Annotated in this window: 20 protein-coding genes and 3 rRNA genes; 16 read left to right on the top strand and 7 right to left on the bottom strand. The window is 69.4% G+C overall.

The features are described 5' to 3' along the window. Positions 1 to 119: 119 nt before the first annotated feature. The 3 genes from FHR36_RS26620 to mmuM all read right to left on the bottom strand — a co-directional run bounded on the left by FHR36_RS26620 (position 120) and on the right by mmuM (position 2,968). The gene (locus tag FHR36_RS26620) at positions 120 to 839 is read right to left on the bottom strand and encodes an MIP/aquaporin family protein (RefSeq protein WP_253801067.1); all 720 of its coding nucleotides are present in this window, start codon (positions 837 to 839) and stop codon (positions 120 to 122) included. A gap of 316 nt (positions 840 to 1,155) precedes the next feature. Beyond that, complete coding sequence (locus tag FHR36_RS26615; protein WP_253801065.1) at positions 1,156 to 1,920, bottom strand: IclR family transcriptional regulator; 765 nt, start codon at positions 1,918 to 1,920, stop codon at positions 1,156 to 1,158. Between the two features lie 112 nt (positions 1,921 to 2,032). Continuing rightward, on the bottom strand, positions 2,033 to 2,968 hold the full coding sequence (gene mmuM, locus FHR36_RS26610; protein ID WP_253801063.1) for a homocysteine S-methyltransferase: 936 nt from the start codon (positions 2,966 to 2,968) through the stop codon (positions 2,033 to 2,035). Between the two features lie 185 nt (positions 2,969 to 3,153). Between mmuM and FHR36_RS26605 the strand changes: the two genes are divergently transcribed. The 3 genes from FHR36_RS26605 to FHR36_RS26595 all read left to right on the top strand — a co-directional run bounded on the left by FHR36_RS26605 (position 3,154) and on the right by FHR36_RS26595 (position 5,001). After that, a complete protein-coding gene (locus FHR36_RS26605) occupies positions 3,154 to 3,915 on the top strand; it encodes an NUDIX hydrolase (RefSeq protein ID WP_253801061.1) in 762 nt (253 codons plus the stop codon). Positions 3,916 to 4,000: 85 nt separating this feature from the next. Further along, positions 4,001 to 4,549, top strand: a complete 549-nt coding sequence (locus FHR36_RS26600; RefSeq protein WP_253801059.1) for an NUDIX domain-containing protein — start codon at positions 4,001 to 4,003, stop codon at positions 4,547 to 4,549. Between the two features lie 41 nt (positions 4,550 to 4,590). Beyond that, positions 4,591 to 5,001: a RidA family protein gene (locus tag FHR36_RS26595; RefSeq protein WP_253801057.1), complete on the top strand. Its 411-nt coding sequence runs from the start codon at positions 4,591 to 4,593 to the stop codon at positions 4,999 to 5,001. 41 nt (positions 5,002 to 5,042) lie between these two features. Here FHR36_RS26595 and FHR36_RS26590 read toward each other — a convergent pair whose 3' ends face one another. Further along, positions 5,043 to 6,599 (bottom strand): phytoene desaturase family protein, encoded by a 1,557-nt coding sequence (locus FHR36_RS26590; RefSeq protein ID WP_253801054.1) that lies wholly within the window; start codon positions 6,597 to 6,599, stop codon positions 5,043 to 5,045. Positions 6,600 to 6,841: 242 nt separating this feature from the next. Here FHR36_RS26590 and FHR36_RS26585 point away from each other — a divergent pair, with 242 nt between their 5' ends. Continuing rightward, positions 6,842 to 8,893, top strand: a complete 2,052-nt coding sequence (locus FHR36_RS26585; protein WP_253801052.1) for an acetoacetate--CoA ligase — start codon at positions 6,842 to 6,844, stop codon at positions 8,891 to 8,893. A 108-nt stretch (positions 8,894 to 9,001) separates the two neighbouring features. On the opposite strand, the gene ptsP is transcribed toward FHR36_RS26585, so the two are convergent. Both ptsP and FHR36_RS26575 read right to left on the bottom strand, forming a co-directional pair. After that, positions 9,002 to 10,672, bottom strand: coding sequence for a phosphoenolpyruvate--protein phosphotransferase (ptsP, locus tag FHR36_RS26580; RefSeq protein WP_253801050.1), 1,671 nt, complete (start codon positions 10,670 to 10,672; stop codon positions 9,002 to 9,004). Between the two features lie 65 nt (positions 10,673 to 10,737). Further along, a complete protein-coding gene (locus tag FHR36_RS26575; protein ID WP_253801047.1) occupies positions 10,738 to 11,187 on the bottom strand; it encodes a PTS sugar transporter subunit IIA in 450 nt (149 codons plus the stop codon). Between the two features lie 689 nt (positions 11,188 to 11,876). On the opposite strand from FHR36_RS26575, the gene FHR36_RS26570 reads away from it, so the two are divergent. The 8 genes from FHR36_RS26570 to FHR36_RS26535 all read left to right on the top strand — a co-directional run bounded on the left by FHR36_RS26570 (position 11,877) and on the right by FHR36_RS26535 (position 22,766). Next, positions 11,877 to 13,393 (top strand): 16S ribosomal RNA (locus tag FHR36_RS26570). A gap of 253 nt (positions 13,394 to 13,646) precedes the next feature. Beyond that, positions 13,647 to 16,753: ribosomal RNA gene (locus FHR36_RS26565) — 23S ribosomal RNA — on the top strand. 71 nt (positions 16,754 to 16,824) lie between these two features. Continuing rightward, positions 16,825 to 16,941: ribosomal RNA gene (gene rrf, locus FHR36_RS26560) — 5S ribosomal RNA — on the top strand. The 16S, 23S and 5S rRNA genes sit together here, the layout of an rRNA operon. Before the next feature lie 97 nt (positions 16,942 to 17,038). Next, positions 17,039 to 17,650: a cardiolipin synthase ClsA gene (locus tag FHR36_RS26555; RefSeq protein WP_253801045.1), complete on the top strand. Its 612-nt coding sequence runs from the start codon at positions 17,039 to 17,041 to the stop codon at positions 17,648 to 17,650. A gap of 124 nt (positions 17,651 to 17,774) precedes the next feature. Next, positions 17,775 to 20,270 carry a mannose-1-phosphate guanyltransferase gene (locus tag FHR36_RS26550; protein WP_253801043.1) on the top strand — a complete coding sequence of 832 codons (2,496 nt, stop codon included), beginning with the start codon at positions 17,775 to 17,777 and terminating at the stop codon, positions 20,268 to 20,270. Positions 20,271 to 20,458: 188 nt separating this feature from the next. Further along, on the top strand, positions 20,459 to 21,469 hold the full coding sequence (locus FHR36_RS26545) for a DUF881 domain-containing protein (protein WP_253801041.1): 1,011 nt from the start codon (positions 20,459 to 20,461) through the stop codon (positions 21,467 to 21,469). Beyond that, positions 21,466 to 21,798, top strand: coding sequence for a small basic family protein (locus FHR36_RS26540; RefSeq protein ID WP_253801040.1), 333 nt, complete (start codon positions 21,466 to 21,468; stop codon positions 21,796 to 21,798). Before FHR36_RS26545 ends, FHR36_RS26540 begins: the two co-directional genes overlap by 4 nt. Before the next feature lie 38 nt (positions 21,799 to 21,836). Beyond that, positions 21,837 to 22,766, top strand: coding sequence for a DUF881 domain-containing protein (locus FHR36_RS26535; protein ID WP_301330784.1), 930 nt, complete (start codon positions 21,837 to 21,839; stop codon positions 22,764 to 22,766). Between the two features lie 159 nt (positions 22,767 to 22,925). Here the strand turns inward: FHR36_RS26535 and FHR36_RS40385 are convergent, their stop codons facing one another. Beyond that, on the bottom strand, positions 22,926 to 23,189 hold the full coding sequence (locus FHR36_RS40385) for a hypothetical protein (RefSeq protein WP_407660861.1): 264 nt from the start codon (positions 23,187 to 23,189) through the stop codon (positions 22,926 to 22,928). A gap of 100 nt (positions 23,190 to 23,289) precedes the next feature. Between FHR36_RS40385 and FHR36_RS26530 the strand changes: the two genes are divergently transcribed. From FHR36_RS26530 to FHR36_RS26515, 4 genes are all read left to right on the top strand, one after another. Beyond that, entirely contained in the window at positions 23,290 to 23,829 is a 540-nt protein-coding gene (locus tag FHR36_RS26530) for a zinc-ribbon and FHA domain-containing protein (RefSeq protein WP_380232406.1), read from the top strand. A 63-nt stretch (positions 23,830 to 23,892) separates the two neighbouring features. Further along, positions 23,893 to 24,636: a transcriptional regulator FtsR gene (gene ftsR / locus FHR36_RS26525; RefSeq protein WP_253801917.1), complete on the top strand. Its 744-nt coding sequence runs from the start codon at positions 23,893 to 23,895 to the stop codon at positions 24,634 to 24,636. 68 nt (positions 24,637 to 24,704) lie between these two features. After that, complete coding sequence (locus FHR36_RS26520) at positions 24,705 to 25,178, top strand: bifunctional nuclease family protein (protein ID WP_253801038.1); 474 nt, start codon at positions 24,705 to 24,707, stop codon at positions 25,176 to 25,178. Positions 25,179 to 25,394: 216 nt separating this feature from the next. Then, on the top strand, positions 25,395 to 26,075 hold the full coding sequence (locus tag FHR36_RS26515; protein ID WP_253801037.1) for a MerR family transcriptional regulator: 681 nt from the start codon (positions 25,395 to 25,397) through the stop codon (positions 26,073 to 26,075). Positions 26,076 to 26,174 lie beyond the last annotated feature (99 nt).

Here is a 26,174-nt window from a genome sequence, read left to right as displayed (position 1 = left end):
ACCCGGGGTCAGTCCCCGTGCTCAGGCGTGGGGCAAACGCGTTCGGACGGTATCGGAGTGCGCAGCTCCGGGCGCAGGGGTCCGAGCGCGGCGGTCAGGACGCGGCGGTCAGGACGCGGTCAGAAGGCGATGTGGTACAGGCCGCCGGCCAGCAGGCCGCCGACGAGCGGGCCGACCACCGGGATCCAGGCGTACGACCAGTCGGAGCCGCCCTTGTGGGGGATCGGCAGCAGCGAGTGGACGATGCGCGGGCCCAGGTCGCGGACCGGGTTGATCGCGTAGCCGGTCGGGCCGCCGAGCGAGAGGCCGATGCCGACCACGGTGAAGGCGACGATCAGGATGCCCATGCCGCTGAGGCCGAGGCCCTTGTTCAGGCCCTGGGTGAGGATGCCCAGGCAGAGCACCATGGTGCCGATGATCTCGGTGAGCAGGTTCTGGATCGGGTTCCGGATCTCGGGACCGGTCGAGAAGATGCCCAGGGTCGGCTCCTCGTTGGCCTGGAACTGGCCGAGGTAGGTCACCCAGACCAGCACGGCGCCGATCATCGCGCCGAGCAGCTGGGAGCCGAGGTAGAGCGGGACCTTGCTCCAGTCGCCGCTGTCGACGGCGAGGGCCAGGGTGACGGCCGGGTTGAGGTGGGCGCCGGACTTGGGCGCGGACATGTACGCGGCGATCATCACCGCGAATCCCCAACCGAAGGTGATCGCGAGCCAGCCGGCGTTGATCGCCTTGGACTTCTTGAGTGTGACGGCGGCGCAGACGCCACCGCCGAGGAGTATCAGGGCGGCGGTGCCGAGGGTTTCGCCGACGAAGATGTCGCCATTGGAGAACGCGGACACGAAGACTCCCTTGTCCTGTTGGCCCGGAGGAGCGGGGGTGGGGGCAGGTGGACGGCCGATCGCTGTGCGGGTGAGCGCCGGGTGGGAGATCCTCGACCGTCCGCCGTTCGACAATGTCGACCGACATGCGGAAGCTTCCCCCTGAGGTCGCCCCCACGTCAAGGCGGGGTTACGCAGCTGTGACTCATCGCTCGAAGCTAACAACGGGACGCGGTCGAAACCGGACAAAACGCCAAGGGCGCGGACGGATGTCGCCACCCGTCCGCGCCCCTGTGAACGCGCTGAGTCACCTGCTCAGCCGATGTGAACCGCCCGGTCAGAACCGCCCGGCGCCCAGGTCGCGGGAGATCGCCCGCGCCGCGCTGCGCACCGACGCCACCAGCGACGGCTTCACGAAGCCGTCCTCGCAGACCGTCTCCACCGCGCCGCTGATGCACACCGCGCCGACCGGATTGCGCCGGCGGTCCTGGATCAGCGCGCCGATCGACGCCACGCCCTCCCAGGTCTCCTCCACCGCGTCCGCCCAGCCCCGCTCCCGGATCAGCGCGCACTCGGCGTCCACGTCGGACAGCTCGGTCAACGTCCGGGTGGTGTACGACTCCAGCGGCCCGTCACCCAACTCGCCGCGCGCCACCGGGTCGTAGGCCAGCAGCACCTTGCCCAGCGCGGTGCTGTGCAGCGGCTGCATCGAGCCGACCTCCAGCACCTGGCGGGTGTCGTCCGGCCGGAACACATGGTGGACGATCAGCACGCCGCGCTGGTGCAGCACGCCGAGGTACACCGTCTCGCCGGACGCCCGGGCCAGGTCGTCCGCCCACACCAGGGCGCGGGCCCGCAGCTCGTGGACGTCCAGGTAGCTCTGGCCGAGGCGCAGCAGCTCCGCGCCCAGCTGGTACTTGCCGCTCTCCGCGTCCTGCTCGACGAAGCCCTCCTGCTGGAGGGTGCGCAGGATGCCATGGGCCGTACCCTTGGCCAGATCCAGCGACGCCGCCACCTCGGACAGGCCGAGCCGGCGTTCACCGCCGGCCAGGAGCCGCAGGATCGCCGCCGCCCGGGAGAGCGACTGGATCGGGCCGGGCATCGGCTACCTCCGCAGACTGATGGTCGACATTGTCGACCGCAAGGGTATCGTCATGAGTCTGCCAGGCCCGAGGCCGTTCCGGAAACCAAACCGGGGCGCCGCGCTTGCGCGCTCAGCTGCCCCGCACCACCCGCGCCAGCTCGGCGATCGCCGCCGGCCCGACCCGGCAGCACCCGCCGACCAGCCGCGCCCCGTCCGCCAGCCACCCCGCCACTCGGTCGGCCCGGAACGTCGGCTCGCCCACCCAGCGCCGGGCCACCGCGTCCCACCGCTCCCCGCTGTTCGGGTACACCACCACCGGCTTGCCGCCCGCCGCCGCGGCCGACCGCACCGCGGCGTCCGCGTCCCCGGGCACGCAGCAGTTCACCCCGACCGCCACCACCTCGTCCGCGTCCGCGGCCAGCGCGAACGCCTCGTCCAACGGCTGCCCCGCCCGGGTCCGCCCGCCCGCCGCACTGAACGACAGCCACGCCGGTACCCCCAGCCCGCGCACCGCCCGCAGCACCGCCAGGGCCTCGTCCACGTCCGGGATCGTCTCGATCGCCAGCACGTCCGGCCCGGCCGCGACCAGCGCCTCCAGCCGCGGCCGGTGGAACGCTTCCAGCTCCGCCATGCTCAGGCCATACCGCCCCCGGTACTCCGACCCGTCCGCCAGCACCGCCCCGTACGGCCCGACCGACGCCGCCACCCACAGCGGCCCGGCCGCCTCCGCCTCCTCCGCCGCCTGCCGGGCCAGCTCCACGCTCAGCCCCAGCAGCCGCTCCGCCGTCGCCCGCCCCGCCCCGCGCAGCGCGAACCCCTCGAAGCTCGCCTGGTAGCTCGCCGTGATCGCCACCCGGGCGCCCGCCTCGTAGTACGTCCGGTGCGCCTCGACGAGCGCCTCCGGCCCCTCCATCAGCAGCCGCGCCGACCACAGCGCATCCGACAGGTCATGCCCCTCCGCCTCCAACTGGTTCGACAGCCCCCCGTCCAGCACCAGCGGCCCACCCGCCAGCGCGGCGGCGAAGTCGACGGCGGCCACGGCTGCCTCCCAGCGGTACGACGGCACTGCCTTGCACTCTAGGCCGCTGACACCAAACGGGCCCGCCGCATCCGCCGAGCCCCTGGTCACCAGGCCCGGCAGCGCCCGCCGCAGCGGTGCCTTCCTCCTTGTCGGGTTAACCGGAGGTACCGGCATCCGCGGCACGGTGCGCTACGTTGCTGCCACCCCGAGCCTCACCCAGGAGCCCCGCGATGTCACTCTCCGCGCCCGGCGACGAGCAGGACTGGCTCGCCGCGTACGACCCCCGCGAGTACCCGCCCGTCGCCGTCACCGTCGACGTGGTCGCCCTGACCCTCCGTCACGGCACGCTCCACGTCCTGCTGGTCGAACGCGGCACCCCGCCCCACCTGGGCCGCCTCGCGCTGCCCGGCGGCTTCCTCCGCGCCGGCCGCGAGGACCTCGCCACGGCCGCCGCCCGCGAACTCGCCGAGGAGACCGGCCTCACCGAACTGCCCCGCGTCCACCTCGAACAACTCGGCAGCTACGGCGCCCCCGACCGCGACCCGCGGATGCACGTCGTCTCCGTCGCCCACCTCGCCTTCGCCCCCGACCTGCCCGACCCGCAGGCCGGCAGTGACGCCGCGGCCGCCGCCTGGCACCCCGTCGACACCCTCGACCCCGCCGCGCTCGCCTTCGACCACGCCCGGATCCTCGCCGACGCCCTCGACCGGGCCCGCGCCAAACTCGAGTACACCCCGCTCGCCGCCGCCTTCCTCGGCCCCGACTTCACCATCCCCGAGCTGCGCGCCGTCTACGAGAGCGTCTGGGGCGACCCCCTCCACCCCGGCAACTTCCACCGCAAGGTGCTCTCCGTCCCCGGCTTCCTCCGGCCCACCGGCGACACCACCCCCCACGGCAGCCCCCGCGGCGGCCCCCGCGCCCGCCGCTACCGCCTCGGCGACGCCACCCGCCTCCACCCGCCCCTGCTCCGCCCCGCACCCGACGGAGGCTGATCCACCAGGAGTCGTTGTCGATGAGCGGCCCGGAGTCGGTCCCGATCCCGCCCGCCGCCGCGCCGCGCGGACTACCATCCACCCCATGACCACCCAGCAGGCGACCCGGCGCGGCCTCGGACCCAACTCCCACTGCCACTGGTGCGGGACGGCGTACCCGCCCGGCACCGTCGGCTGGCCGCGGACCTGCCCGGGCTGCGCCGAGATCAGCTACCGCAACCCGCTGCCGGTCACCGTCGCCCTGCTGCCGGTCAACCTGCCCGAGGGCGAGACCCGTCTCACGGTCATCCGCCGCACCATCGAGCCCGGCTACGGCGAGCTCGCCCTGCCCGGCGGGTACGTCGACTACGGCGAGAGCTGGCAGCAGGCGGCCGTCCGCGAGCTGCGCGAGGAGACCGGCATCCTGGCCGACCCGGCGGAGGTCTCGCTGGTCGCCACCGACTCCGACACCCGGGGCGGTTTCCTCTGCCTGTTCGCTCTGCTCCCGGCCCGCGAGCTGGCCGACCTGCCGCCGTCCACCCCCACCGAGGAGACGGACGGCTGGCAGCTCGCCACCGTCGACACCCCGCTCGCGTTCCCGTTCCACACCCGGGTGGCCCGGTCCTGGTTCAACGGCGAGTTCCGGCAGCCCTGACCCGATCAACAGACCTTCGTGTCACCACTTGGGGGAGTGCCTTGTCCGACCAGACCACCCGCATCGCCGATCCCGCCGGCGTCGCGCCCAGCACCCGCTACAGCCACGTGGTGTCCGCCACCGGCCGCCAGGTCTTTGTCGCGGGACAGGTCGCCCTCGACGAGAGCGGCGCCCTGGTCGGCGAGGGCGACGCCGTGGCGCAGGCCCGCCAGGTGTTCGCCAACATCGGCCGCTGCCTGGCGGCCGCCGGCGCGGGCTTCGAGCACCTGACCAAGCTGACCATCTTCGTCACCGACATCGCCCACCTGCCGGGCGTCCGCACCGCCTGGGACGAGGCGCTCGACCCGAAGCACGCCCCGGCCAGCTCCGCCGTCCAGGTGGCGGGCCTGTTCCTGCCCGGCCTGCTGCTGGAGATCGAGGCGTACGCGGTCGTCCCCGACGAGCGGGGATGACCGCCGACCGGTCCGGCCGATCCCGTCCCGTCCCGTCCCGGCTACCGTCCCAGTACCGCCATCGCCGCGTTGTGCCCCGGGATGCCGCTGACCCCGCCGCCGCGGATCGCGCCCGCGCCGCACAGCAGGACGCGCGGGTGCGAGGTCGCCACCCCCCAGCGGTCGGCGGCCGGGTCGGCGGTCCAGGGGAAGGCCAGCTCCCGGTGGAAGATGTTGCCGCCGGGCAACCGCAGGTCGGCCTCCAGGTCGAGCGGGGTCTTGGCCTCCAGGCAGGGCCGCCCGTCGCCGTCGAGGGCGAGGCAGTCCTCCAGCGGCTCGTCGAGGCAGGCGCGCAGCGGGGCGAGGACGGCTTCCAGTGCCTCGGCGCGGACCCGTTCGGGATCGGTGGCGAACAGTCCGGCCGGCTGGTGCAGCCCGAACAGGGTCAGGGTGTGGAACCCCTGCTCGACCAGCGACGGGCCGAGGATCGACGGGTCGGCCAGCGAGTGGCAGTAGATCTCGGACGGTCCGGGCACCGGCACCCGCCCGGCCGCCGCCTCGCGGTAGGCGTGTTCGAGCTCGCGGTACGACTCGGCGATGTGGAAGGTCCCGGCGAACGCCTCGTGCGCCGCGACCGAGCGGTCGCGCAGCCGGGGCAGCCGGCGCAGCAGCATGTTGACCTTCAGCTGCGCGCCGATCACCGGCTCGGCCGGTGCGGGCCGCCCGAGCAGCCGGTCCAGCTCGGTGGGGGCCGCGTTGCACAGCACCCAGCGCGCCCCGACGCGCCGCTCGGTCCCGTCCGCGGTCCGGTACGCGACCTCCGACACCTCCCGTCCCGGGTCGAGCGCGGTCACCTCGCAGCCGGTGAGCAATTCCGCACCGCTGGCCAGGGCCGCCCCGGCCAGCGCGTCGGTGACGGCGCCCATGCCGCCGACCGGTACGTCCCAGTCGCCGGTGCCGCCCCCGATCACGTGGTAGAGGAAGCACCGGTTCTGTGCCAGCGAGGGGTCGTGCGCGTGCGTGAAGGTGCCGATCAGCGCGTCGGTGAGGACCACGCCGCGGACCACGTCGTCGGCGAAGCGTCGTTCCACCGCCTCGCCGAGCGGCCGTTCGAACAGCTCCTCCCAGGCCACCGGGTCATCCACCCGCCGCCGCAGCTCCTCCCGGGTGGGCAGCGGTTCGGTCAGTGCGGGGAAGATCCGTTCGGCGAGCCGCCCGGTCATCCCGTAGAACTCGTTCCAGGCGGCGAACTCCGCGTCGCCGCCGGTCAGTTCACGGAAGGACGCGGCGGTCCGAGCCGGGTCGACCCGGTCCACCAGCAGCCCGCCCGGCCGCCCCTCGCGCACCACCGGGGTGTACGAGGAGATCCGCCGCCGGCGCAGCTCGATCTTCAGGCCCAGCTCGTCCACGATCCGCCGCGGCAGCAGGCTCACCAGATAGGAATACCGGGACAGCCGCGCCTCCACGCCCGGGAAGGCCCGGGCGGAGACCGCCGCCCCGCCGGTGTGCCCGAGCCGTTCCAGGACCAGGACGCTCAGCCCGGCCCCGGCCAGATACGCGGCGGACACCAGTCCGTTGTGCCCGCCGCCCACGATCACCACGTCGTACGTCGAGTGCATGCCAGACGTCCTATCACCGCCGGCACCCCACCGCCAGGCCTGCGACATCCCACCGCCAGACCGGCGACACCCCGCTGCCGGGCCCGCGACATCCCACCGCCGGGCCGCCGGCACCCCACCGCCGGACCGGAGCCCCCTGGCGCGCCGGACGATCACATGGCATCGTGCCAGCGTCAGAGCCCTCGGACGGCACGCCACAAGCCCACCGTCCCCTTCACCACCGGCCCGGGAGACCCACCACCGTGAGCACCCCTTCGTCCCCCCAGGACCAGCCGCTCTGGCGGCCCGATCCGGCCCGCGCCGCCGCCACCCAGCTCGTCGCCTTCCAGGCCTGGGCCGCCGAGCACCACGGCGCCCCCGCCGCTCCGCTCGCGCCCACCGCCGACGACACCGAGGCCGCCGCCCGCTACGCCGACCTCCACCGCTGGTCCACCGAGGACCTCTCCCGCTTCTGGACCGCCGTCACCGAGTGGTTCGACGTCCGCTTCACCGGCGAGGACGGCACCGCGGACCGAGTCCAGCGGCCCACCACCGTCCTGGCCGACGCCGCCATGCCCGGCGCCGTCTGGTACCCCGGCGTCCGCCTCAACTACGCCGAGCACGCCCTCCGGTACGCCGAGGACCCGGCCCACGCCGACAAGCCGGCCATCCTCCACCTCGACGAGACCACCGAGACCCCGGTCGCCACCACCTGGGCCGAGCTGCGCCGCCAGGTCGGCTCGCTCGCCGCCGCCCTGCGCGCCCAGGGCATCGGCCCCGGCGACCGCGTCGGCGCCTACCTGCCGAACATCCCGCAGGCCGCCGTCGCCCTCCTCGCCACCGCCGCCGTCGGCGCGATCTGGACCAGCTGCGCCCCCGACTTCGGCGCCCGCAGCGTCCTGGACCGCCTCCAGCAGATCGAGCCCGCCGTCCTGTTCGCGGTCGACGGCTACCACTACGGCGGCAAGGACCACGACCGCACCGAGGTCGTCGCCGAGCTGCGCCGCGAACTCCCCACCCTGCGCACGGTCGTCCACGTCCCGCTGCTCGGCGCCCCCGCCCCCGACGGCGCCCTGCACTGGGACGACCTGGTCGCCGGCGACACCGAGCCGGTCTTCGAACCCGTCCCGTTCGACCACCCGCTCTGGGTGCTCTACTCCTCCGGCACCACCGGCCTGCCCAAGGCCATCGTGCAGAGCCAGGGCGGCATCCTGGTCGAGCACCTCAAGCAGGCCGGCCTCCACCTCGACCTCGGCCCCGAGGACCGCTTCCTCTGGTACACCTCCACCGGCTGGATGATGTGGAACTTCCTCATCGCCGGCCTGCTGGTCGGGGCCACGATCGTCACCTACGACGGCAGCCCCGGCCACCCCGACACCGGCGCCCTCTGGTCGGTCGCCGCCCGCACCCGCGCCACGATCCTCGGCACCTCCGCCGCCTACGTGATCGCCAGCCGCAAGGCGGACCTGCACCCCGGACGCGACCTCGACCTCTCCGCCGTCCGCTGCATCGGCACCACCGGCTCCCCGCTCCCGCCCGACGGCTTCCAGTGGATCTACGACGAGGTCAAGCACGACGTCTGGCTCGCCTCGGTCAGCGGCGGCACCGACGTCTGCTCCTGCTTCGTCGGCGGCGTCCCCACCCTCCCGGTCCACCTCGGCGAGATCCAGGCACCCTGCCTCGGCGCCGCCGTCGAGTCCTGGGACGTTCACGGCGCCCCGCTCACCGACGCCGTCGGCGAACTGGTCGTCACCAAGCCGCTGCCCTCCATGCCCACCGGCTTCTGGAACGACAGCGACGGCAGCCGCTACCGGGACAGCTACTTCGAGATGTTCCCGGGCACCTGGCGCCACGGCGACTGGATCACCGTCACCCACCGCGGCACCGTGATCATCCACGGCCGCTCCGACTCCACCCTCAACCGCCAGGGCGTCCGGATGGGCTCCAGCGACATCTACGAGGTCGTCGAACGCCTCCCGGAGATCGCCGAGTCCCTGGTCATCGGCCTGGAGGAGGACAACGGCGGCTACTGGATGCCGCTGTTCGTCGTCCTCACCCCCGGCGCCGCCCTCGACGAGGACCTGATCGGCCGCATCCGCACCTCGCTGCGCACCGAACTCTCCCCGCGCCACGTCCCCGACGAGGTGATCGCGGTCAAGGGCCTCCCGCACACCCTCACCGGCAAGCGCATCGAGGTCCCGGTCAAGCGCCTGCTCTCCGGCACTCCGCTGGAGCAGGCGGTCAACCCCGGATCCGTCGACAACCTCGACCACCTGCGCTTCTTCGCCGAACTCGGCCGCGAGCGCCGCGCCTGAGCGAACGACCCGAGGGGTCCGGTTCCACCCCCCACGGTGGAACCGGACCCCTCGGGAGTCCCTTGCTCGGACCGAGCCGGCCCGTACGGCCCACTCGCTCCACTCGCCCTACTCGCCCGACAGCACCTGCTGCGCCGCGGCCCGCGCCTCGTCCGCGGTGTCCGCCGCCCGGGCCGCCTCCGCCGCCCGCCGGCACTGCGCCAGCGTGTACTTCGCCAGCGTCGCCCGCACGTACGGGATCGACGCCGAGCCCATCGACAGGCTGGTCACCCCGAGACCCGCCAGCACGCACGCCAGCAGCGGATCCGACGCCGCCTCACCGCAGACCCCGCAGCTGCTCCCCGCCGCCTTCGCGGCATCCGCCGCCGAGGCGACCAGATCCAGCAGCGCCGGCTGCCACGGGTCCTGCAGCCGCGCCAGCGCACCCACCTGCCGGTCCGCCGCGAAGGTGTACTGCGCCAGGTCGTTGGTGCCCAGCGACAGGAACTCCACCTCCTGCAGGATCGACCGCGCCCGCAGCGCGGCGGACGGGATCTCCACCATCGCGCCGTACTTGGCCCGCAGCCCGGCCTCCCGGCACGCCGCGGCGAACGCCCGCGCGTCGACCCGGTCGGCCACCATCGGCGCCATCACCTCGAGGTGCACCGGCAGCCCCTCGGCCGCCCGCGCCAGCGCCCGCAGCTGCGTCCGCAGCACCTCCGGGTGGTTCAGCAGCGTCCGCAGACCGCGCACACCCAGCGCCGGGTTCGGTTCGTCCGCCGGTGTGAGGAAGTCCAGCGGCTTGTCGGCGCCCGCGTCCAGCACGCGCACCACCACCCGGCTCTCCGGGAACGCCTCCAGCACCTTCCGGTACGCCTCGACCTGCTTGTCCTCGCTCGGCGCCTTCGCCGAGTCGTCCAGGAACAGGAACTCGGTCCGGAACAGGCCCACGCCCTCCGCACCGTGCTCCAGCGCCGCCGGCAGGTCCGCCGGACCGCCGATGTTGGCCAGCAGCGGAATCCTGAAGCCGTCCGAGGTCCGGCCCGGACCGGACGACGCGGCCAGCGCCGCCTTCCGCTCCGCCGCCACGGCGCGCAGCTCCTCCTGCCGCTCCGGCGAAGGCTCCAGCAGGACGTCACCGGTCGACCCGTCGACCGCCACCACGACACCCTCGCCGACCTCGGTCGCCCCCGGCAGCGCCACCACGGCCGGCACGCCCATCGCCCGCGCCAGGATCGCGCTGTGGCTGGTCGGCCCGCCCTCCTCGGTCACGAAGCCCAGCACCAGGGTCGGGTCCAGCAGCGCGGTGTCGGCCGGCGCCAGGTCCCGCGCGAACAGCACGTACGGCTCGTCGCTGTCCGGCACGCCCGGCATCGGCACGCCCAGCAGCCGCGCCACGATCCGGTTCCGTACGTCGTCCAGGTCGGCCACCCGCCCGGCCAGGTACTCGCCCGCCGACGCCAGCAGCGCCCGGTACGCCGCGAAGGCGTCGTACACCCCGCGCTCGGCACTGCTGCCGACCGCGATCCGCCGGTTGACGTCGGCGATCAGCTCCGGGTCCTGCGCCATCAGCGCCTGCGCCTCGAGCACCGCCTGCGCCTCACCGCCGGCCAGGTTGCCGCGCGCGATCAGGTCCGCCGCGACCGCGTCGACCGCCGCCTGGGCCCGGGCCTGCTCGCGCGGCGCGTCCTCGCTCGGGATCTGCGTCGCCGGCGGCTCCAGCACCGCCGTACCCATGTGCCGAACCTGGCCGATCGCGACCCCGTGGCTGACACCTACGCCTCGCAGCGTGCGTTCCATCGTCCGAAATTCCTTATGTCCTCGGTGCGGTGCCGGTCCTCGGCGGTGGCGTCCGGTCGGTTCCGTCAGTTCCAGATGAACAGCTCGCCGCCGGTGGCGACCTCGCCCGACTCGGCGACCGCGCCGAGCTGGTCGGCGGACGCCTCCAGGGCGACGATCGGCGAGATCGGCGACTTGCCCGCCGCCTCGACCGCGGCCGGGTTCCACTTGATCACCGGCTGGCCCCGCTTGACCTGGTCGCCCTTGGCGACCAGCAGCTCGAAGCCCTCGCCGTTCAGCTGGACGGTGTCGATCCCCAGGTGGGTGAGGACGCCGTGGCCGCTCTCGTCCATGACGACGAAGGCGTGCGGGTGCATCGACACCACCAGACCGTCCACCGGGGCCACTGCCTCGGTGGGCTCGCGCACCGGGTCGATCGCGGTCCCGGGGCCCACCATGGCGCCGGAGAAGACGGGGTCCGGCACAGCGGCGAGTCCGATGGCCCGACCGGCGAGCGGCGACGTCACAGTGGTCATGGTGGAGCCTCCCAGGTACGGAGTACAGCGCGTGCGGCCGCGGTAGGCGGCCCGTGCATCGACTGAGCCTAAATCATGTCAACTTCGGACATACCCGGACATGCCGCCCGCAGCCCTCGACCGAGCGCGCCGGCGCTCCGCGCACACGCACGTGTACGCACCGACCCGTCCGCACGTCGGCGACAGGGTCACGGTCCCGCAAGTGGTCTAGTCCTCTTGGTCGACGCGCCGCACTCTACGGCATCCGGCCGAGTGGCGGCGACGCCCCGCCCCGCAGGTGGGACGCCCTGCGTACGCCCACCCGGGTGAACCCCGGCGTGCCCCGATTAGGTGCTCGGCCGCGAACCCGCTATCGTTGCTCAGGTCGCCGCGAGTCGGCGGTTAACAGAGCAAGTCGGACACGTAAAGCACCGGTCAACGCCGGGTAAATGGTCTGATAAGCTCGAATCACGAACGAAGCGCCCAGAGGGCCCGCTGGAAGGCGGTCCGAAGGAAGTGTCCGTTCCTTGAGAACTCAACAGCGTGCCAAAAGTCAACGCCAGATATGTTGACATCCCCGGCCTCGGATTTTCTGGGGTTGGAGATTCCTTTTGAAATAACACTAGCGAGGACGCAGTGCGCGGGGCCGCCCTATTCCGGTGGTTGCCGTGCCGCTCTTTCGCGGGTGTGGACCCGATTACGGGTTGACATTCACGGAGAGTTTGATCCTGGCTCAGGACGAACGCTGGCGGCGTGCTTAACACATGCAAGTCGAACGGTGAAGCCCTTCGGGGTGGATCAGTGGCGAACGGGTGAGTAACACGTGGGAAATCTGCCCTGCACTCTGGGACAAGCCTTGGAAACGAGGTCTAATACCGGATATGACCTTCCTCTGCATGGGGGTTGGTGGAAAGCTCCGGCGGTGCAGGATGATCCCGCGGCCTATCAGCTTGTTGGTGGGGTAATGGCCTACCAAGGCGACGACGGGTAGCCGGCCTGAGAGGGCGACCGGCCACACTGGGACTGAGACACGGCCCAGACTCCTACGGGAGGCAGCAGTGGGGAATATTGCACAATGGGCGAAAGCCTGATGCAGCGACGCCGCGTGAGGGATGACGGCCTTCGGGTTGTAAACCTCTTTCAGCAGGGAAGAAGCGCAAGTGACGGTACCTGCAGAAGAAGCACCGGCTAACTACGTGCCAGCAGCCGCGGTAATACGTAGGGTGCGAGCGTTGTCCGGAATTATTGGGCGTAAAGAGCTCGTAGGCGGCCTGTCGCGTCGGATGTGAAAGCCCGGGGCTTAACCCCGGGTCTGCATTCGATACGGGCAGGCTAGAGTGTGGTAGGGGAGATCGGAATTCCTGGTGTAGCGGTGAAATGCGCAGATATCAGGAGGAACACCGGTGGCGAAGGCGGATCTCTGGGCCATTACTGACGCTGAGGAGCGAAAGCGTGGGGAGCGAACAGGATTAGATACCCTGGTAGTCCACGCCGTAAACGTTGGGAACTAGGTGTTGGCGACATTCCACGTCGTCGGTGCCGCAGCTAACGCATTAAGTTCCCCGCCTGGGGAGTACGGCCGCAAGGCTAAAACTCAAAGGAATTGACGGGGGCCCGCACAAGCAGCGGAGCATGTGGCTTAATTCGACGCAACGCGAAGAACCTTACCAAGGCTTGACATACGCCGGAAACTGGTAGAGATATCAGCCCCCTTGTGGTCGGTGTACAGGTGGTGCATGGTTGTCGTCAGCTCGTGTCGTGAGATGTTGGGTTAAGTCCCGCAACGAGCGCAACCCTTGTTCTGTGTTGCCAGCGAGTAATGTCGGGGACTCACAGGAGACTGCCGGGGTCAACTCGGAGGAAGGTGGGGACGACGTCAAATCATCATGCCCCTTATGTCTTGGGCTGCACACGTGCTACAATGGTCGGTACAAAGGGCTGCGATGCCGCGAGGCGGAGCGAATCCCAAAAAGCCGGCCTCAGTTCGGATTGGGGTCTGCAACTCGACCCCATGAAGTTGGAGTTGCTAGTAATCGCAGATCAGCATGCTGCGGTGAATACGTTCCCGGGCCTTGTACACACCGCCCGTCACGTCACGAAAGTCGGTAACACCCGAAGCCGGTGGCCTAACCCGTAAGGGGAGGAGCCGTCGAAGGTGGGACCAGCGATTGGGACGAAGTCGTAACAAGGTAGCCGTACCGGAAGGTGCGGCTGGATCACCTCCTTTCTAAGGAGCACACGGCAGCTTCGGGCGAATGTCCCGGAGTGCTTGCTCATGGGTGGAACGTTGACTATTCGGCACACTCGGTAGGGATCACTAGTACTGCTTCGGCGTGGAACGTGGGTCACCGCTTGGTGTGTCGGGCACGTTGTTGGGTCCTGAGGGAACGGAAGTTGCCTCATGGAGTGCCGGTCCCATGCCTGTTCGGGTGGGTGTCTGGTCGTTGTTTGAGAACTGCACAGTGGACGCGAGCATCTGTGGCCAAGTTTTTAAGGGCGCACGGTGGATGCCTTGGCACCAGGAACCGATGAAGGACGTGGGAGGCCGCGATAGGCCCCGGGGAGCTGTCAACCGAGCTTTGATCCGGGGGTGTCCGAATGGGGAAACCCGGCAGTCGTCATGGGCTGTCACCCATACCTGAACACATAGGGTATGTGGAGGGAACGCGGGGAAGTGAAACATCTCAGTACCCGCAGGAAGAGAAAACAACCGTGATTCCGGGAGTAGTGGCGAGCGAAACCGGATGAGGCTAAACCCGAGTGGTGTGAGACCCGGCAGGGGTTGCCACTTGGGGGTCGTGGGAGTGAGCTTGATCGGTCTGCCGGCCGGTCGGCGAGTCAGAAACCGTATGGATAGTCGAAGGACATGCGAAAGGTCCGGCGTAGAGGGTAAGACCCCCGTAGACGAAATCTGTACGGCTTGCTTGCTCATTTCCCAAGTAGCACGGGGCCCGAGAAATCCCGTGTGAATCTGGCGGGACCACCCGCTAAGCCTAAATATTCCCTGGTGACCGATAGCGGATAGTACCGTGAGGGAATGGTGAAAAGTACCGCGGGAGCGGAGTGAAATAGTACCTGAAACCGTGTGCCTACAAGCCGTGGGGGCAGTCCTTCGGACTGTGACTGCGTGCCTTTTGAAGAATGAGCCTGCGAGTTTGCGGTGTGTAGCGAGGTTAACCCGTGTGGGGTAGCCGTAGCGAAAGCGAGTCCGAATAGGGCGTTTGAGTTGCATGCCCAAGACCCGAAGCGGAGTGATCTAGCCATGGGCAGGTTGAAGCGCGGGTAAGACCGCGTGGAGGACCGAACCCACCAGGGTTGAAAACCTGGGGGATGACCTGTGGTTAGGGGTGAAAGGCCAATCAAACTCCGTGATAGCTGGTTCTCCCCGAAATGCATTTAGGTGCAGCGTCGCGTGTTTCTTGCCGGAGGTAGAGCACTGGATAGGCGATGGGCCTCACCGGGTTACTGACCTTAGCCAAACTCCGAATGCCGGTAAGTGAGAGCGCGGCAGTGAGACTGTGGGGGATAAGCTCCATGGTCGAGAGGGAAACAGCCCAGAACACCGACTAAGGTCCCCAAGCGTGTGCTAAGTGGGAAAGGATGTGGAGTCGCAGAGACAACCAGGAGGTTGGCTTAGAAGCAGCCACCCTTGAAAGAGTGCGTAATAGCTCACTGGTCAAGTGATTCCGCGCCGACAATGTAGCGGGGCTCAAGCACATCACCGAAGTCGTGTCATTGCAGCAATAGGGCCAACGCCCGCTGTGATGGGTAGGGGAGCGTCGTGTGCCGGGTGAAGCAGCCGAGGAATCGAGTTGTGGACGGTTCACGAGTGAGAATGCAGGCATGAGTAGCGATACAAGAGTGGGAAACTCTTGCGCCGATTGACCAAGGGTTCCTGGGTCAAGCTGATCTGCCCAGGGTAAGTCGGGACCTAAGGCGAGGCCGACAGGCGTAGTCGATGGACAACGGGTTGATATTCCCGTACCCGCTTTGAAGCGCCAACGCTGAACCCTCTGATGCTAAGCCCGTGAAGCCGGCCCGGAGTCTTCGGACAAAGGGACGTGGTGGAGCCGGTGACCCAACGGGGTAGTAGGTGAGCGATGGGGTGACGCAGGAAGGTAGTCCAGCCCGGGCGGTGGTAGTCCCGGGGTAAGGGTGTAGGCCGTGAGGTAGGCAAATCCGCCTCACATGAAGGCTGAGACCTGATGCCGAGCCGATTGTGGTGAAGTGGATGATCCTATGCTGTCGAGAAAAGCCTCTAGCGAGTTTCATGGCGGCCCGTACCCCAAACCGACTCAGGTGGTCAGGTAGAGAATACCGAGGCGTTCGGGTGAACTGTGGTTAAGGAACTCGGCAAAATGCCCCCGTAACTTCGGGAGAAGGGGGGCCATTGCTGGTGACGGGACTTGCTCCCCGAGCTGGTGGTGGCCGCAGAGACCAGCGAGAAGCGACTGTTTACTAAAAACACAGGTCCGTGCGAAGCCGTAAGGCGATGTATACGGACTGACGCCTGCCCGGTGCTGGAACGTTAAGGGGACCGGTTAGTCACGATTCGTCGTGGCGAAGCTGAGAACTTAAGCGCCAGTAAACGGCGGTGGTAACTATAACCATCCTAAGGTAGCGAAATTCCTTGTCGGGTAAGTTCCGACCTGCACGAATGGCGTAACGACTTCTCGACTGTCTCAACCACAGGCCCGGTGAAATTGCATTACGAGTAAAGATGCTCGTTTCGCGCAGCAGGACGGAAAGACCCCGGGACCTTTACTATAGCTTGATATTGGTGTTCGGTTCGGCTTGTGTAGGATAGGTGGGAGACTGTGAAGCGGCAACGCCAGTTGTCGTGGAGTCGACGTTGAAATACCACTCTGGTCGTGCTGGATGTCTAACCTGGGTCCGTGATCCGGATCAGGGACAGTGTCTGGTGGGTAGTTTAACTGGGGCGGTTGCCTCCTAAAGAGTAACGGAGGCGCCCAAAGGTTCCCTCAGCCTGGTTGGCAATCAGGTGTTGAGTGTAAGTGCACAAGGGAGCTTGACTGTGAGACTGACGGGTCGAGCAGGTACGAAAGTAGGGACTAGTGATCCGGCGGTGGCTTGTGGAAGCGCCGTCGCTCAACGGATAAAAGGTACCCCGGGGATAACAGGCTGATCTTCCCCAAGAGTCCATATCGACGGGATGGTTTGGCACCTCGATGTCGGCTCGTCGCATCCTGGGGCTGGAGTAGGTCCCAAGGGTTGGGCTGTTCGCCCATTAAAGCGGTACGCGAGCTGGGTTTAGAACGTCGTGAGACAGTTCGGTCCCTATCCGCTGTGCGCGTAGGAGTGTTGAGAAGGGCTGTCCCTAGTACGAGAGGACCGGGACGGACGAACCTCTGGTGTGCCAGTTGTTCTGCCAAGGGCATGGCTGGTTGGCTACGTTCGGGAGGGATAACCGCTGAAAGCATCTAAGCGGGAAGCCTGCTTCGAGATGAGCACTCCCACCTCCTTGAGAGGGTAAGGCTCCCAGTAGACGACTGGGTTGATAGGCCGGATATGGAAGCCTCGTGAGGGGTGGAGTTGACCGGTACTAATAGGCCGAGGGCTTGTCCTCAGTTGCTCGCGTCCACTGTGTTGTTCTGAAACAACGACCGCCCTGCCGGCGGGTCGACAGTTTCATAGTGTTTCGGTGGTCATAGCGTGAGGGAAACGCCCGGTTACATTCCGAACCCGGAAGCTAAGCCTCACAGCGCCGATGGTACTGCAGGGGGGACCCTGTGGGAGAGTAGGACGCCGCCGAACAATTCTTCTGAGAAGCCCCTCACCCTCGCGGGTGGGGGGCTTCTTTGCTGTAAGGTCTATCCGCTACACCCGTTGCTTGCTACAGGAGGATCCTCAGGTGGAGGTCCAGGAGACGCGCGTCCAGACCGACCGGGTCCTCACCATCCCGAACCTGCTGAGCATGGCTCGGCTGGCGGGCGTGCCGATCTTCCTGTGGTTGGTGCTCTGGCCGGTCTTCGGCGGGCCGAACAACGACGGCTGGGCGGTCGTCATCCTGATGCTCAGCGGGGTCAGCGACTATCTGGACGGGAAGCTGGCGCGGCGCTGGGGGCAGATCAGCCGGCTGGGCCAGCTGCTGGACCCGGCCGCGGACCGGCTGTACATCGTCTCGACGCTGGTGGGTCTGACCTGGCGCGAGATTCTGCCGTGGTGGCTGACCGGGATTCTGGTGGCGCGTGAGCTGTTCGTCGGGCTCGTGCTGCTGAGACTGAATCGGGTCGGTTACGGTCCGCTGAACGTGAGCTTTCTGGGGAAGGCCGCCACGTTCAATCTGATGTACGCGTTTCCGCTTCTCCTGCTCGCGCAGGGGCAGGGTTGGGTGCAGAGGACTGCGGGCGTCGTGAGCTGGGCATTCATCTGGTGGGGAACCACGCTCTACTGGTGGGCCGGCATCCTCTACGCGGTGCAAGCGCGGCAGCTGGTGAAGGCGGAGCGTACGGCCGCCGTTTGAGATCGGCCTGAGACGTTCCACACGACCTCCTCGGTGAGTCGGACGTTTTGATCCGGGTAGAGATGCTTCGGACCGGTTTGATGGATCCACAGGGTCCACCACCGCGAAGGAGGACGCACCCGTAATGAAAGCCGTTGTGATGGCGGGCGGGGAGGGCACTCGTCTCCGCCCGATGACCTCGAGTATGCCCAAGCCACTGCTACCGGTCGTCAACAGGCCGATCATGGAGCACGTGCTGCGGCTGCTGAGGCGGCACGGGCTCAGCGACACCGTGGTCACGGTGCAGTTCCTGGCCTCACTGGTCAAGAACTACTTCGGTGACGGCGAAGACCTGGGTATGCACCTCACGTATGCCAACGAGGAAATCCCGCTCGGTACCGCCGGAAGTGTGAAGAACGCCGAGGACGCTCTCAAGGACGACTCCTTTCTAGTGATCTCCGGTGACGCGCTCACCGACTTCGACCTGTCCGAACTGATTGCCTTCCACCGGGAGAAGGGCGCCCTGGTGACGGTCTGCCTGACCCGGGTGCCCAATCCGTTGGAATTCGGTATCACCATCACGGACGACGAGGGCCGGGTCGAGCGTTTCCTGGAGAAGCCGACCTGGGGCCAGGTGTTCTCGGACACCGTGAACACCGGCATCTATGTCATGGAGCCCGAGGTCTTCGACTACGTGGCGGCCGGCGAGTCGGTGGACTGGTCGAGCGATGTCTTCCCGCAGTTGCTCAAGGAGGGCAAGCCGGTGTTCGGCTATGTCGCCGAGGGCTACTGGGAGGACGTGGGCACCCACGAGAGCTATGTGAAGGCCCAGGCGGACGTCCTGGAGGGCAAGGTCCAGGTCGAGATCGACGGGTTCGAGATCTCGCCCGGCGTGTGGGTGGCCGAGGGCGCCGAGGTGGACCCGGAGGCGGTGCTGCGCGGGCCGCTGTACATCGGCGACTACGCCAAGGTGGAGGCCGGTGTGGAGCTGCGGGAGCACACCGTGCTCGGCAGCAACGTGGTGGTCAAGCGCGGGGCGTTCCTGCACAAGACGGTGATCCACGACAACGTGTACGTGGGCCCGCAGTGCAATCTGCGCGGTTGCGTGGTCGGCAAGAACACCGACGTGATGCGGGCGGCCCGGATCGACGACGGCGCGGTGATCGGTGACGAGTGCCTGATCGGCGAGGAGTCGATCATCTCGGGCAACGTGCGGGTCTACCCGTTCAAGACGATCGAGGCCGGCGCGTTCGTCAACACCTCGGTGATCTGGGAGTCGCGCGGCCAGGAGCACCTGTTCGGGGTGCGCGGTGTCTCCGGCATCCTGAACGTGGAGATCACCCCCGAGCTGGCGGTCCGGCTGGCCGGGGCGTACGCGACCACGCTGAAGAAGGGCGCCACGGTCACCATCGCGCGTGACCACTCGCGTGGTGCGCGGGCGCTGAAGCGGGCGATGATCTCGGCGCTGCAGACCAGCGCGATCGACGTCCGGGACCTGGAGAACGTGCCGATGCCGGTGGCCCGGCAGGCGACGGCCCGGGGCAGTGCGGGCGGGATCTTCCTGCGGACGACGCCGGGTGTGCCGGACTCGCTGGACATCCTGTTCTTCGACGAGCGCGGCGCGGACCTGTCCCAGGCGGGCCAGCGGAAGCTGGACCGGGTGTACGCGCGGCAGGAGTTCCGCCGGGCGTTCCCCGGTGAGATCGGCGACCTGCTGCACCCGTCGAGCGTGTTCGACTCGTACGCGGGCAACCTGCTCGGGGCGGTCGACACCACCGGCGTGCGCGAGGCCGGTCTGAAGGTCGTGGTGGACGCGGCGCACGGCAGTGCCAGCCTGGTCCTGCCGAGCATCCTCGGCCGGCTCGGGGTCGAGGCGCTGACGGTGGACAGCGGCCTGGACGAGTCCCGGCCGACCGAGGACGCGGAGGAGCGCCGGGCGGCGCTGGCCAGGCTGGGCGAGCTGGTCGCCTCCTCGCGGGCGGCGTTCGGGGTGCGCTTCGACCCGGTCGGCGAGCGGGTGTCCTTCGTGGACGAGCAGGGCCGGGTGATCGGTGACGACCGGGCGCTGCTGGTGCTGCTGGACCTGGTCGCGGCCGAGCGGCGCAGCGGGCAGGTGGCGCTGCCGGTCACCACGACGCGGATCGCCGAGCAGGTGGCGGCGTACCACGGGACGCAGGTGATCTGGACGACGACCTCGCCGGACGACCTGGCCAAGGCGGCCGCGGCGGACGGCACGGTGTTCGGCGGTGACGGGCGCGGCGGGTTCGTGGTGCCGGAGTTCAGCGGGGTGCTGGACGGTGCCGCGGCGTTCGTGCGCCTGGTGGGCCTGGTGGCCCGGACGCAGCTCACGCTGAGCCAGATCGACGCGCGGATCCCGCAGGCGCACATCCAGCGGCGGGACATCGCGACGCCGTGGGCGGCGAAGGGCATGGTGATGCGTTCGGTGGTGGAGGCGGCCGGGAACCGGCGGCTGGACACCACGGACGGGGTCCGGGTGGTGGAGGCCGACGGCCGGTGGACGCTGGTGCTGCCGGATCCGGCGGAGGCGGTCACCCACCTGTGGGCGGAGGGCCCGGACGACGAGGCCACGGAGCGGCTGCTGGACGAGTGGGCGGCGGTGGTCGACTCGGCCGGCCGCTGAGGCCGGGCCGGCCGCGGAGCCCGGGCCGGGGGTCTGCGGGCGCGGCTTTGCCGAGGTGACAGGGGTGGTGGGGACGGGTTCGGGCCCGTCCCCACCGCCCTTTCCCCAGGTCGGTCGGTGGCGACCGATCGAGGATCTGTGCGGTTTCGGCAGGGGCAGGTCGTGGTTGGCACCCGCGACGTGGGACGATGTCCCGCATGCCAGCAACGCCGACGCCGAGTGACCGGGACGGGCGGTTCAACCGTCCGGACGCCTCGATGTCCCTGCTGACCACCGTGATGGAGCACAGCCTGGACGACGGCTATGCCGAGGCGGCCAAGGCGCGCGGGGACGAGGGGCCGTACCGGCTGCCCGGGAACACCCGGGGGCGGCTGGTGCTCGCGCTGGGCCTGGGGCTGGCCGCGATCGTGGTGACGGTGGGGGCGGTGAACTCGCACGAGGCGGCGCCGACGCTCGCCAAGGAGCGGGACGCGCTGATCCACCGGGTGAACGACGAGACCAAGGCCGCGGACGCGCTGCAGCGGCAGGTGGAGCAGGACCGCTCCAAGGTCGAGCAGACGCAGCAGCAGGCGTTGCGGAGCAGCGGCGACGGGGGCGTGGCGGACCTGGCGGCGAGCACGGGCACGGCCGAGATGGTCGGGCCCGGGATCAAGCTGCTGATCGAGGACGCCTCCGGCACGGGCCAGGGCGGCAACGTCAGCGATCCGCGCAACGCGGAGACCTTCGGTAACTCGGGGCGGCTGCGCGACCACGACCTGCAGTACGCGGTGAACGGGCTGTGGCAGGCGGGCGCCGAGGGCGTGTCGATCAACGGCCAGCGGCTGACCAACCTGTCGGCGATCCGGGCGGCGGGTGACGCGATCCTGGTCGACAACCGGCCGCTGGTGCCGCCGTACACCGTGCTGGCGATCGGGGACGGCCCGAAGCTGGCGCAGGCCTTCCAGGAGAACCAGGGCGGCCGCTACCTCAAGATCATTCAGGACAGCTACGGGATCAAGTCGACGATCTCGGTGCAGAAGAGCGTGACGCTGCCGGCCGCGGTGGGCGTCACGCTGCGGGTGGCGAAGCCGGATCTGCCGTCGGCGTCGGCGGGGGCGTCCGCGTCGCCGTCGTCCTCCGCCTCGCCGTCCACCTCCACCACCGCGGCCACCGGAAAGCCGACCACCGCACCGTCTGGGACAGGAGCTCCAACACCGTGATTGCCGTACTGGGTCTCGTGATCGGCGTGGTCGTCGGCCTGTTCGTGCAGCCCGAGGTACCCGAGGCCGTGGTGCCGTACCTGCCCATCGCGGTGGTGGCGGCGCTGGACGCGGTGTTCGGCGGCGTGCGGGCGATGCTGGACGGGATCTTCGACGACAAGGTCTTCGTGGTGTCGTTCCTGTCGAACGTCGTGGTCGCGGCGCTGATCGTGTTCCTGGGTGACCAGCTGGGGGTGGGTTCGCAGCTGTCGACCGGTGTGGTGGTCGTGCTGGGTATCCGGATCTTCTCCAATGCGGCGGCGATCCGCCGGCATGTGTTCAGGGCGTAGGGAGCGAAGCCGTGGCCGACAAGGACGACGACAAGCACCTGCCCGAGCCGGAGGAGCCGCAGGAGCGCGAGGGCGCGCCGGAGCCTGAGGCGGCACCGGAGCCGGTGCCCCAGCCGGAGCCGGTGCCCCAGCCGGAGAAGGAGCCCGAGCCGGAGCGGGAGCCCGAGGCGGAGGAGGAGCCTTCGGGCGAGCGCGACACGCCCGGGATCGCCGCGTCCGCAGCCGGCGCGCCGCCCGCGCCGCCGGTCGAGCCGCGCCGGCGGATGAAGGCCGCGCTGTGGCCGCCGCGGCTGTCGCGCGGGCAGCTGGTGGTGGCGGTCCTGCTGTTCTCGCTGGGCCTGGCGCTGGCGATCCAGGTGCGGTCGACCAACGACCACGACCAGCTGCGCGGCGCCCGCCAGGAGGATCTTGTCCGCATCCTCGACGAACTGGACAGCCGCCAGCAGCGTCTCCAACAGGAGAAGACGCAGCTGGACCAGTCCCTGGCCCAGCTGGAGAACAGTTCCAATCAGGCCAAGGAAGCCCAGGAACAGACCCGCCAGAAGGCGGCGGATCTGGGCATTCTGGCAGGTACCGTCAAGGCGACCGGCCCGGGCATCGTCCTGACCATCGACGATCCCCAAGGGCAGGTGAAGGCGGATATGCTGCTGGACACCCTGCAGGAACTCCGAGCAGCGGGGGCGGAGGCGATTCAGATCAACGATGTGCGAGTGGTGGCCGGAACCTACTTCACCGACGTCGCGTCGGGCGGGGTGCAGATCGACGGGAAGAACGTCGCGCAGCCGTTCCGTTTCACCGTGGTGGGGAACCCGCAGGATCTGACGCCGGCCTTGAACATTCCCGGTGGTGTGGTGCGCAGCCTGGAGAAGCAGCAGGCGCGCGCGACGATCACCCAGCAGCAGAAGGTGGTCGTCGACGCGCTCGCCACGCCCAAGCCGCTGCAGTACGGCAGGCCGGCGGCGAAGTGACGGGTCGACTTCCATACGGTCCGTCAGCTGCCCGCCGCCCCCGGTGCCGGGCGTCGGCGGTCCTTCGGTCACACTGGGTCATAGCGTCGGTCCGCTTCCGGTCCGAGGCCGGCTGTACTTCCTGTCCGAGCCACTCACCCTGCCCCGCGGGCGGGTCTGTCAATTGCAAGGGGATTCGCCCGTGAGTTTTTTCTCGAAGCTTTTCGGTCGTGGCAATCGCACGGCGGTCGAGTCGCCGACCGCGCGGCACCGCCGCGAGGACGAGGCCGGCGTGCCGCCGATGCGGCCGGCGCCGACCGGTGACCAGTACGCCGAGCGGGCGATGTTCCGGGACGACAATGCGACCCAGGGCGCGGGAATCCCGACCGGTTCGTTCGACGGCGCGTACGGCGCGTCGGTTGATTCGTCCGGTGCCGCGCGCATAGGTTTCGCCTCAGGACCCTCAACCTCTGGTGGAGGGTTTTCCCCGGATCCCTACGCCGGGCACAGCCAGTCGGGTGTGCCGCGCCAGGAGGCTGTGAACATGGCTGGCACCAGTCCGTGCCCGCGGTGCGGGAACCAGAACCCGGCTACGGCCCGATTCTGCTCCAACTGCGGTACGGCGCTGCGGGCCGGTGTGCCGGAGGGCGCGGCCGAGACCACCTCGACCATCTCGATCTCCGGCATCGAGTCCTACGACCCGAACGCGACCGCGACCGGTGCGACCCCGGCCCTGTCGGCCGAGGTCATGGCGGCGATCGACGCGCTGCCGCCGGGCTCGGCCCTGCTGATCGTGCAGCGCGGCCCGAACTCGGGCAGCCGGTTCCTGCTGGACTCGGACCTGACCACCGCGGGTCGCCACCCGCAGGGTGACATCTTCCTGGACGACGTCACCGTCTCCCGCCGGCACGTGGAGTTCCGCCGGCAGGCCGGCGGCGGCTTCTCGGTCGCCGACGTGGGCAGCCTGAACGGCACGTACGTCAACCGGGAGCGGATCGACGAGGTGCTGCTGAACAACGGCGACGAGGTGCAGATCGGCAAGTACCGCCTGGTGTACTTCGCCGGCCACTACCGGGGGTACTAGTCCACGACTTCGGCGGGAGCCCGAGTGACCCCACAGACACCCACCCCGCTCGGCTCCTCGTCCGTGCCGGCCTCGCGCCGCACGGGCGAGGCGCGGCGGCGGGGTGACGAGCTGCTGAGCATCGGCGCGGTGCTGACCTTCCTGCGGGACGACTTCCCGGAGGTGACCATCTCGAAGATTCGCTTCCTGGAGGCGGAGGGGCTGGTCGAGCCGCAGCGCACGCCCTCGGGCTACCGGAAGTTCGCGCCGGCCGACGTGGAGCGGCTGGCGTACGTGCTGCGGATGCAGCGTGACCACTACCTGCCGCTGCGGGTGATCCGCGAGCACCTGGACGCGATCGAGCGGGGCGAGGCTCCGCCGGCGCTGCCCGCGCCGGACAATCGGCCGGGGCCGCTGGAGGAGGCGGACCGGGAGCTGGTGGCGGCCTCGGGGGCGCCGTCGGGGGTCCGGCTGGGCCGGGCGGAGCTGATCGCGGCGGCCGAGGCGCAGGAGGCCGAGCTCGTCGAGTGGGAGTCGTACGGGCTGGTGGCGCCGGGGCCGGACGGCGGGTACGACGGCGAGGCGCTGCAGATCGCGCGGCTGGTGGCGGAGCTGGGCCGGTTCGGCCTGGAGCCGCGGCACCTGCGGGCGGTGAAGGCGGCGGCCGAGCGCGAGGTGGCGCTGGTCGAGCAGGTGGTGGCGCCGCTGCGGCGGCACCGCAACCCGCAGACCCGGGCGCACGCCGAGGCGACGGCCCGGGAGCTGGCCACCCTGTCGGTGCGGTTGCACGCGGCGATGGTCCAGGCGGGGCTGCGGGTGCGGTCCTGAGGCCGGAACGCGGCGGCGACGACCGGCTGCGCTTTCCTATCGGCCGTGGGAGCCATAGGGTTGCGATTGTGAATGAGCTCGACGTCGTGGGTGTACGGGTTGAGATGCCTTCCAACCAGCCGATCGTGCTGCTGCGGGAGGTCGGGGGCGATCGGTACCTGCCGATCTGGATCGGTCCTGGCGAGGCGACTGCGATCGCCTTCGCCCAGCAGGGCATGACTCCGGTGCGGCCGCTGACGCATGACCTCTTCAAGGACGTGCTGGATGCGCTGGGCCACCAGCTCACCGAGGTCAGGATCAACGACCTGCGGGAGGGGGTTTTCTACGCCGAACTGGTCTTCGCGGGGGGTGTGGAGGTCAGTGCCCGGCCGTCGGACGCCATAGCGCTGGCGCTGCGGACCGGTACGCCGATCTACGGCACTGAGGAGGTGCTGGCGGAGGCCGGCATCTCGATCCCGGACGAGCAGGAGGACGAGGTGGAGAAGTTCCGCGAGTTCCTCGACCAGGTCTCGCCCGAGGACTTCGGGGGCGGCGCGCAGTAGCCCGGTTCGGGGGACGGCGCGTCGCATTTGGCAAAAACTCCTTCCGCTACCCACACTTGGGGCACGAAAAACCACTCGTCCGAGTGACATTGTCGGCTTGGCTCGGCGTGGCGATCGTTGACGGTCCTCGGGTGACTGCCTACCGTCAGGTGATGGCTCCGGCAGGCGTGGGCCACCCGGGGCTCGTGCTCGCAGGGGACGTGGACGGAGGGCGGCATGATCGGCAGCGGCGATGAGAAGGCCTCAGGGGGCCTGTGCGCCGTGCACGTGCCGCGCGCCGGACGGGGCCTGATCGGGCGGCCGTGGGGCCCTGGCGCCGGTGAGCAGGTGGAGCCGCCGCGCAAGGGCCGCTTCCCTGCCGTGCAGGCGGGCCAGCCCGCGATCGAGCGCCTGGAGCCGACCTCGGAGCTGCTCGGCTACCGCGGCCCGACGGCCTGTGCGGCGGCCGGCATCACCTACCGCCAGCTGGACTACTGGGCGCGGACGGGGCTGCTGGAGCCCAGCGTGCGCTCGGCCTACGCGGCCGGGACGCACCGGCTGTACAGCTTCCGCGACATCCTGATGCTCAAGATCGTCAAGCGGCTGCTGGACGCCGGGGTGTCGTTGCAGAACATCCGGGTGGCCGTCACCCACCTGCAGTCCGCCGACCGGGCCGACCTGACCGGGCTGACGCTGATGAGCGACGGCGCCACGGTCTACGAGTGCACCTCCCCGCAGCAGGTGGTCGACCTGCTCGGCGGCGGCCAGGGCATGTTCGGCATCGCGGTCGGCGCGGTGTGGCAGGAGCTGGAGGCGGCGCTGAGCCGGCTGCACGCCGAGCGCACCGACACCGGCGAGACCATGGTCGGCCACAACCCCGCCGACGAGCTGGCCCAGCGCCGCAACCGCGCCGGGTAGCGGCTGGCCTCCAGGATTAGACGTCGGCAGCGGCCCGGACGGGGAACCGTCCGGGCCGCTGCGTCGTCGGGACGGGTGTGACGATCAAGGACGTGCGCT

The organism is Kitasatospora cinereorecta, from assembly GCF_024172095.1.
Lineage (GTDB): Bacteria > Actinomycetota > Actinomycetes > Streptomycetales > Streptomycetaceae > Kitasatospora > Kitasatospora cinereorecta.
Note: the sequence above shows the minus strand (reverse complement) of the source record. Positions and strands in the feature narration are given on the sequence as shown.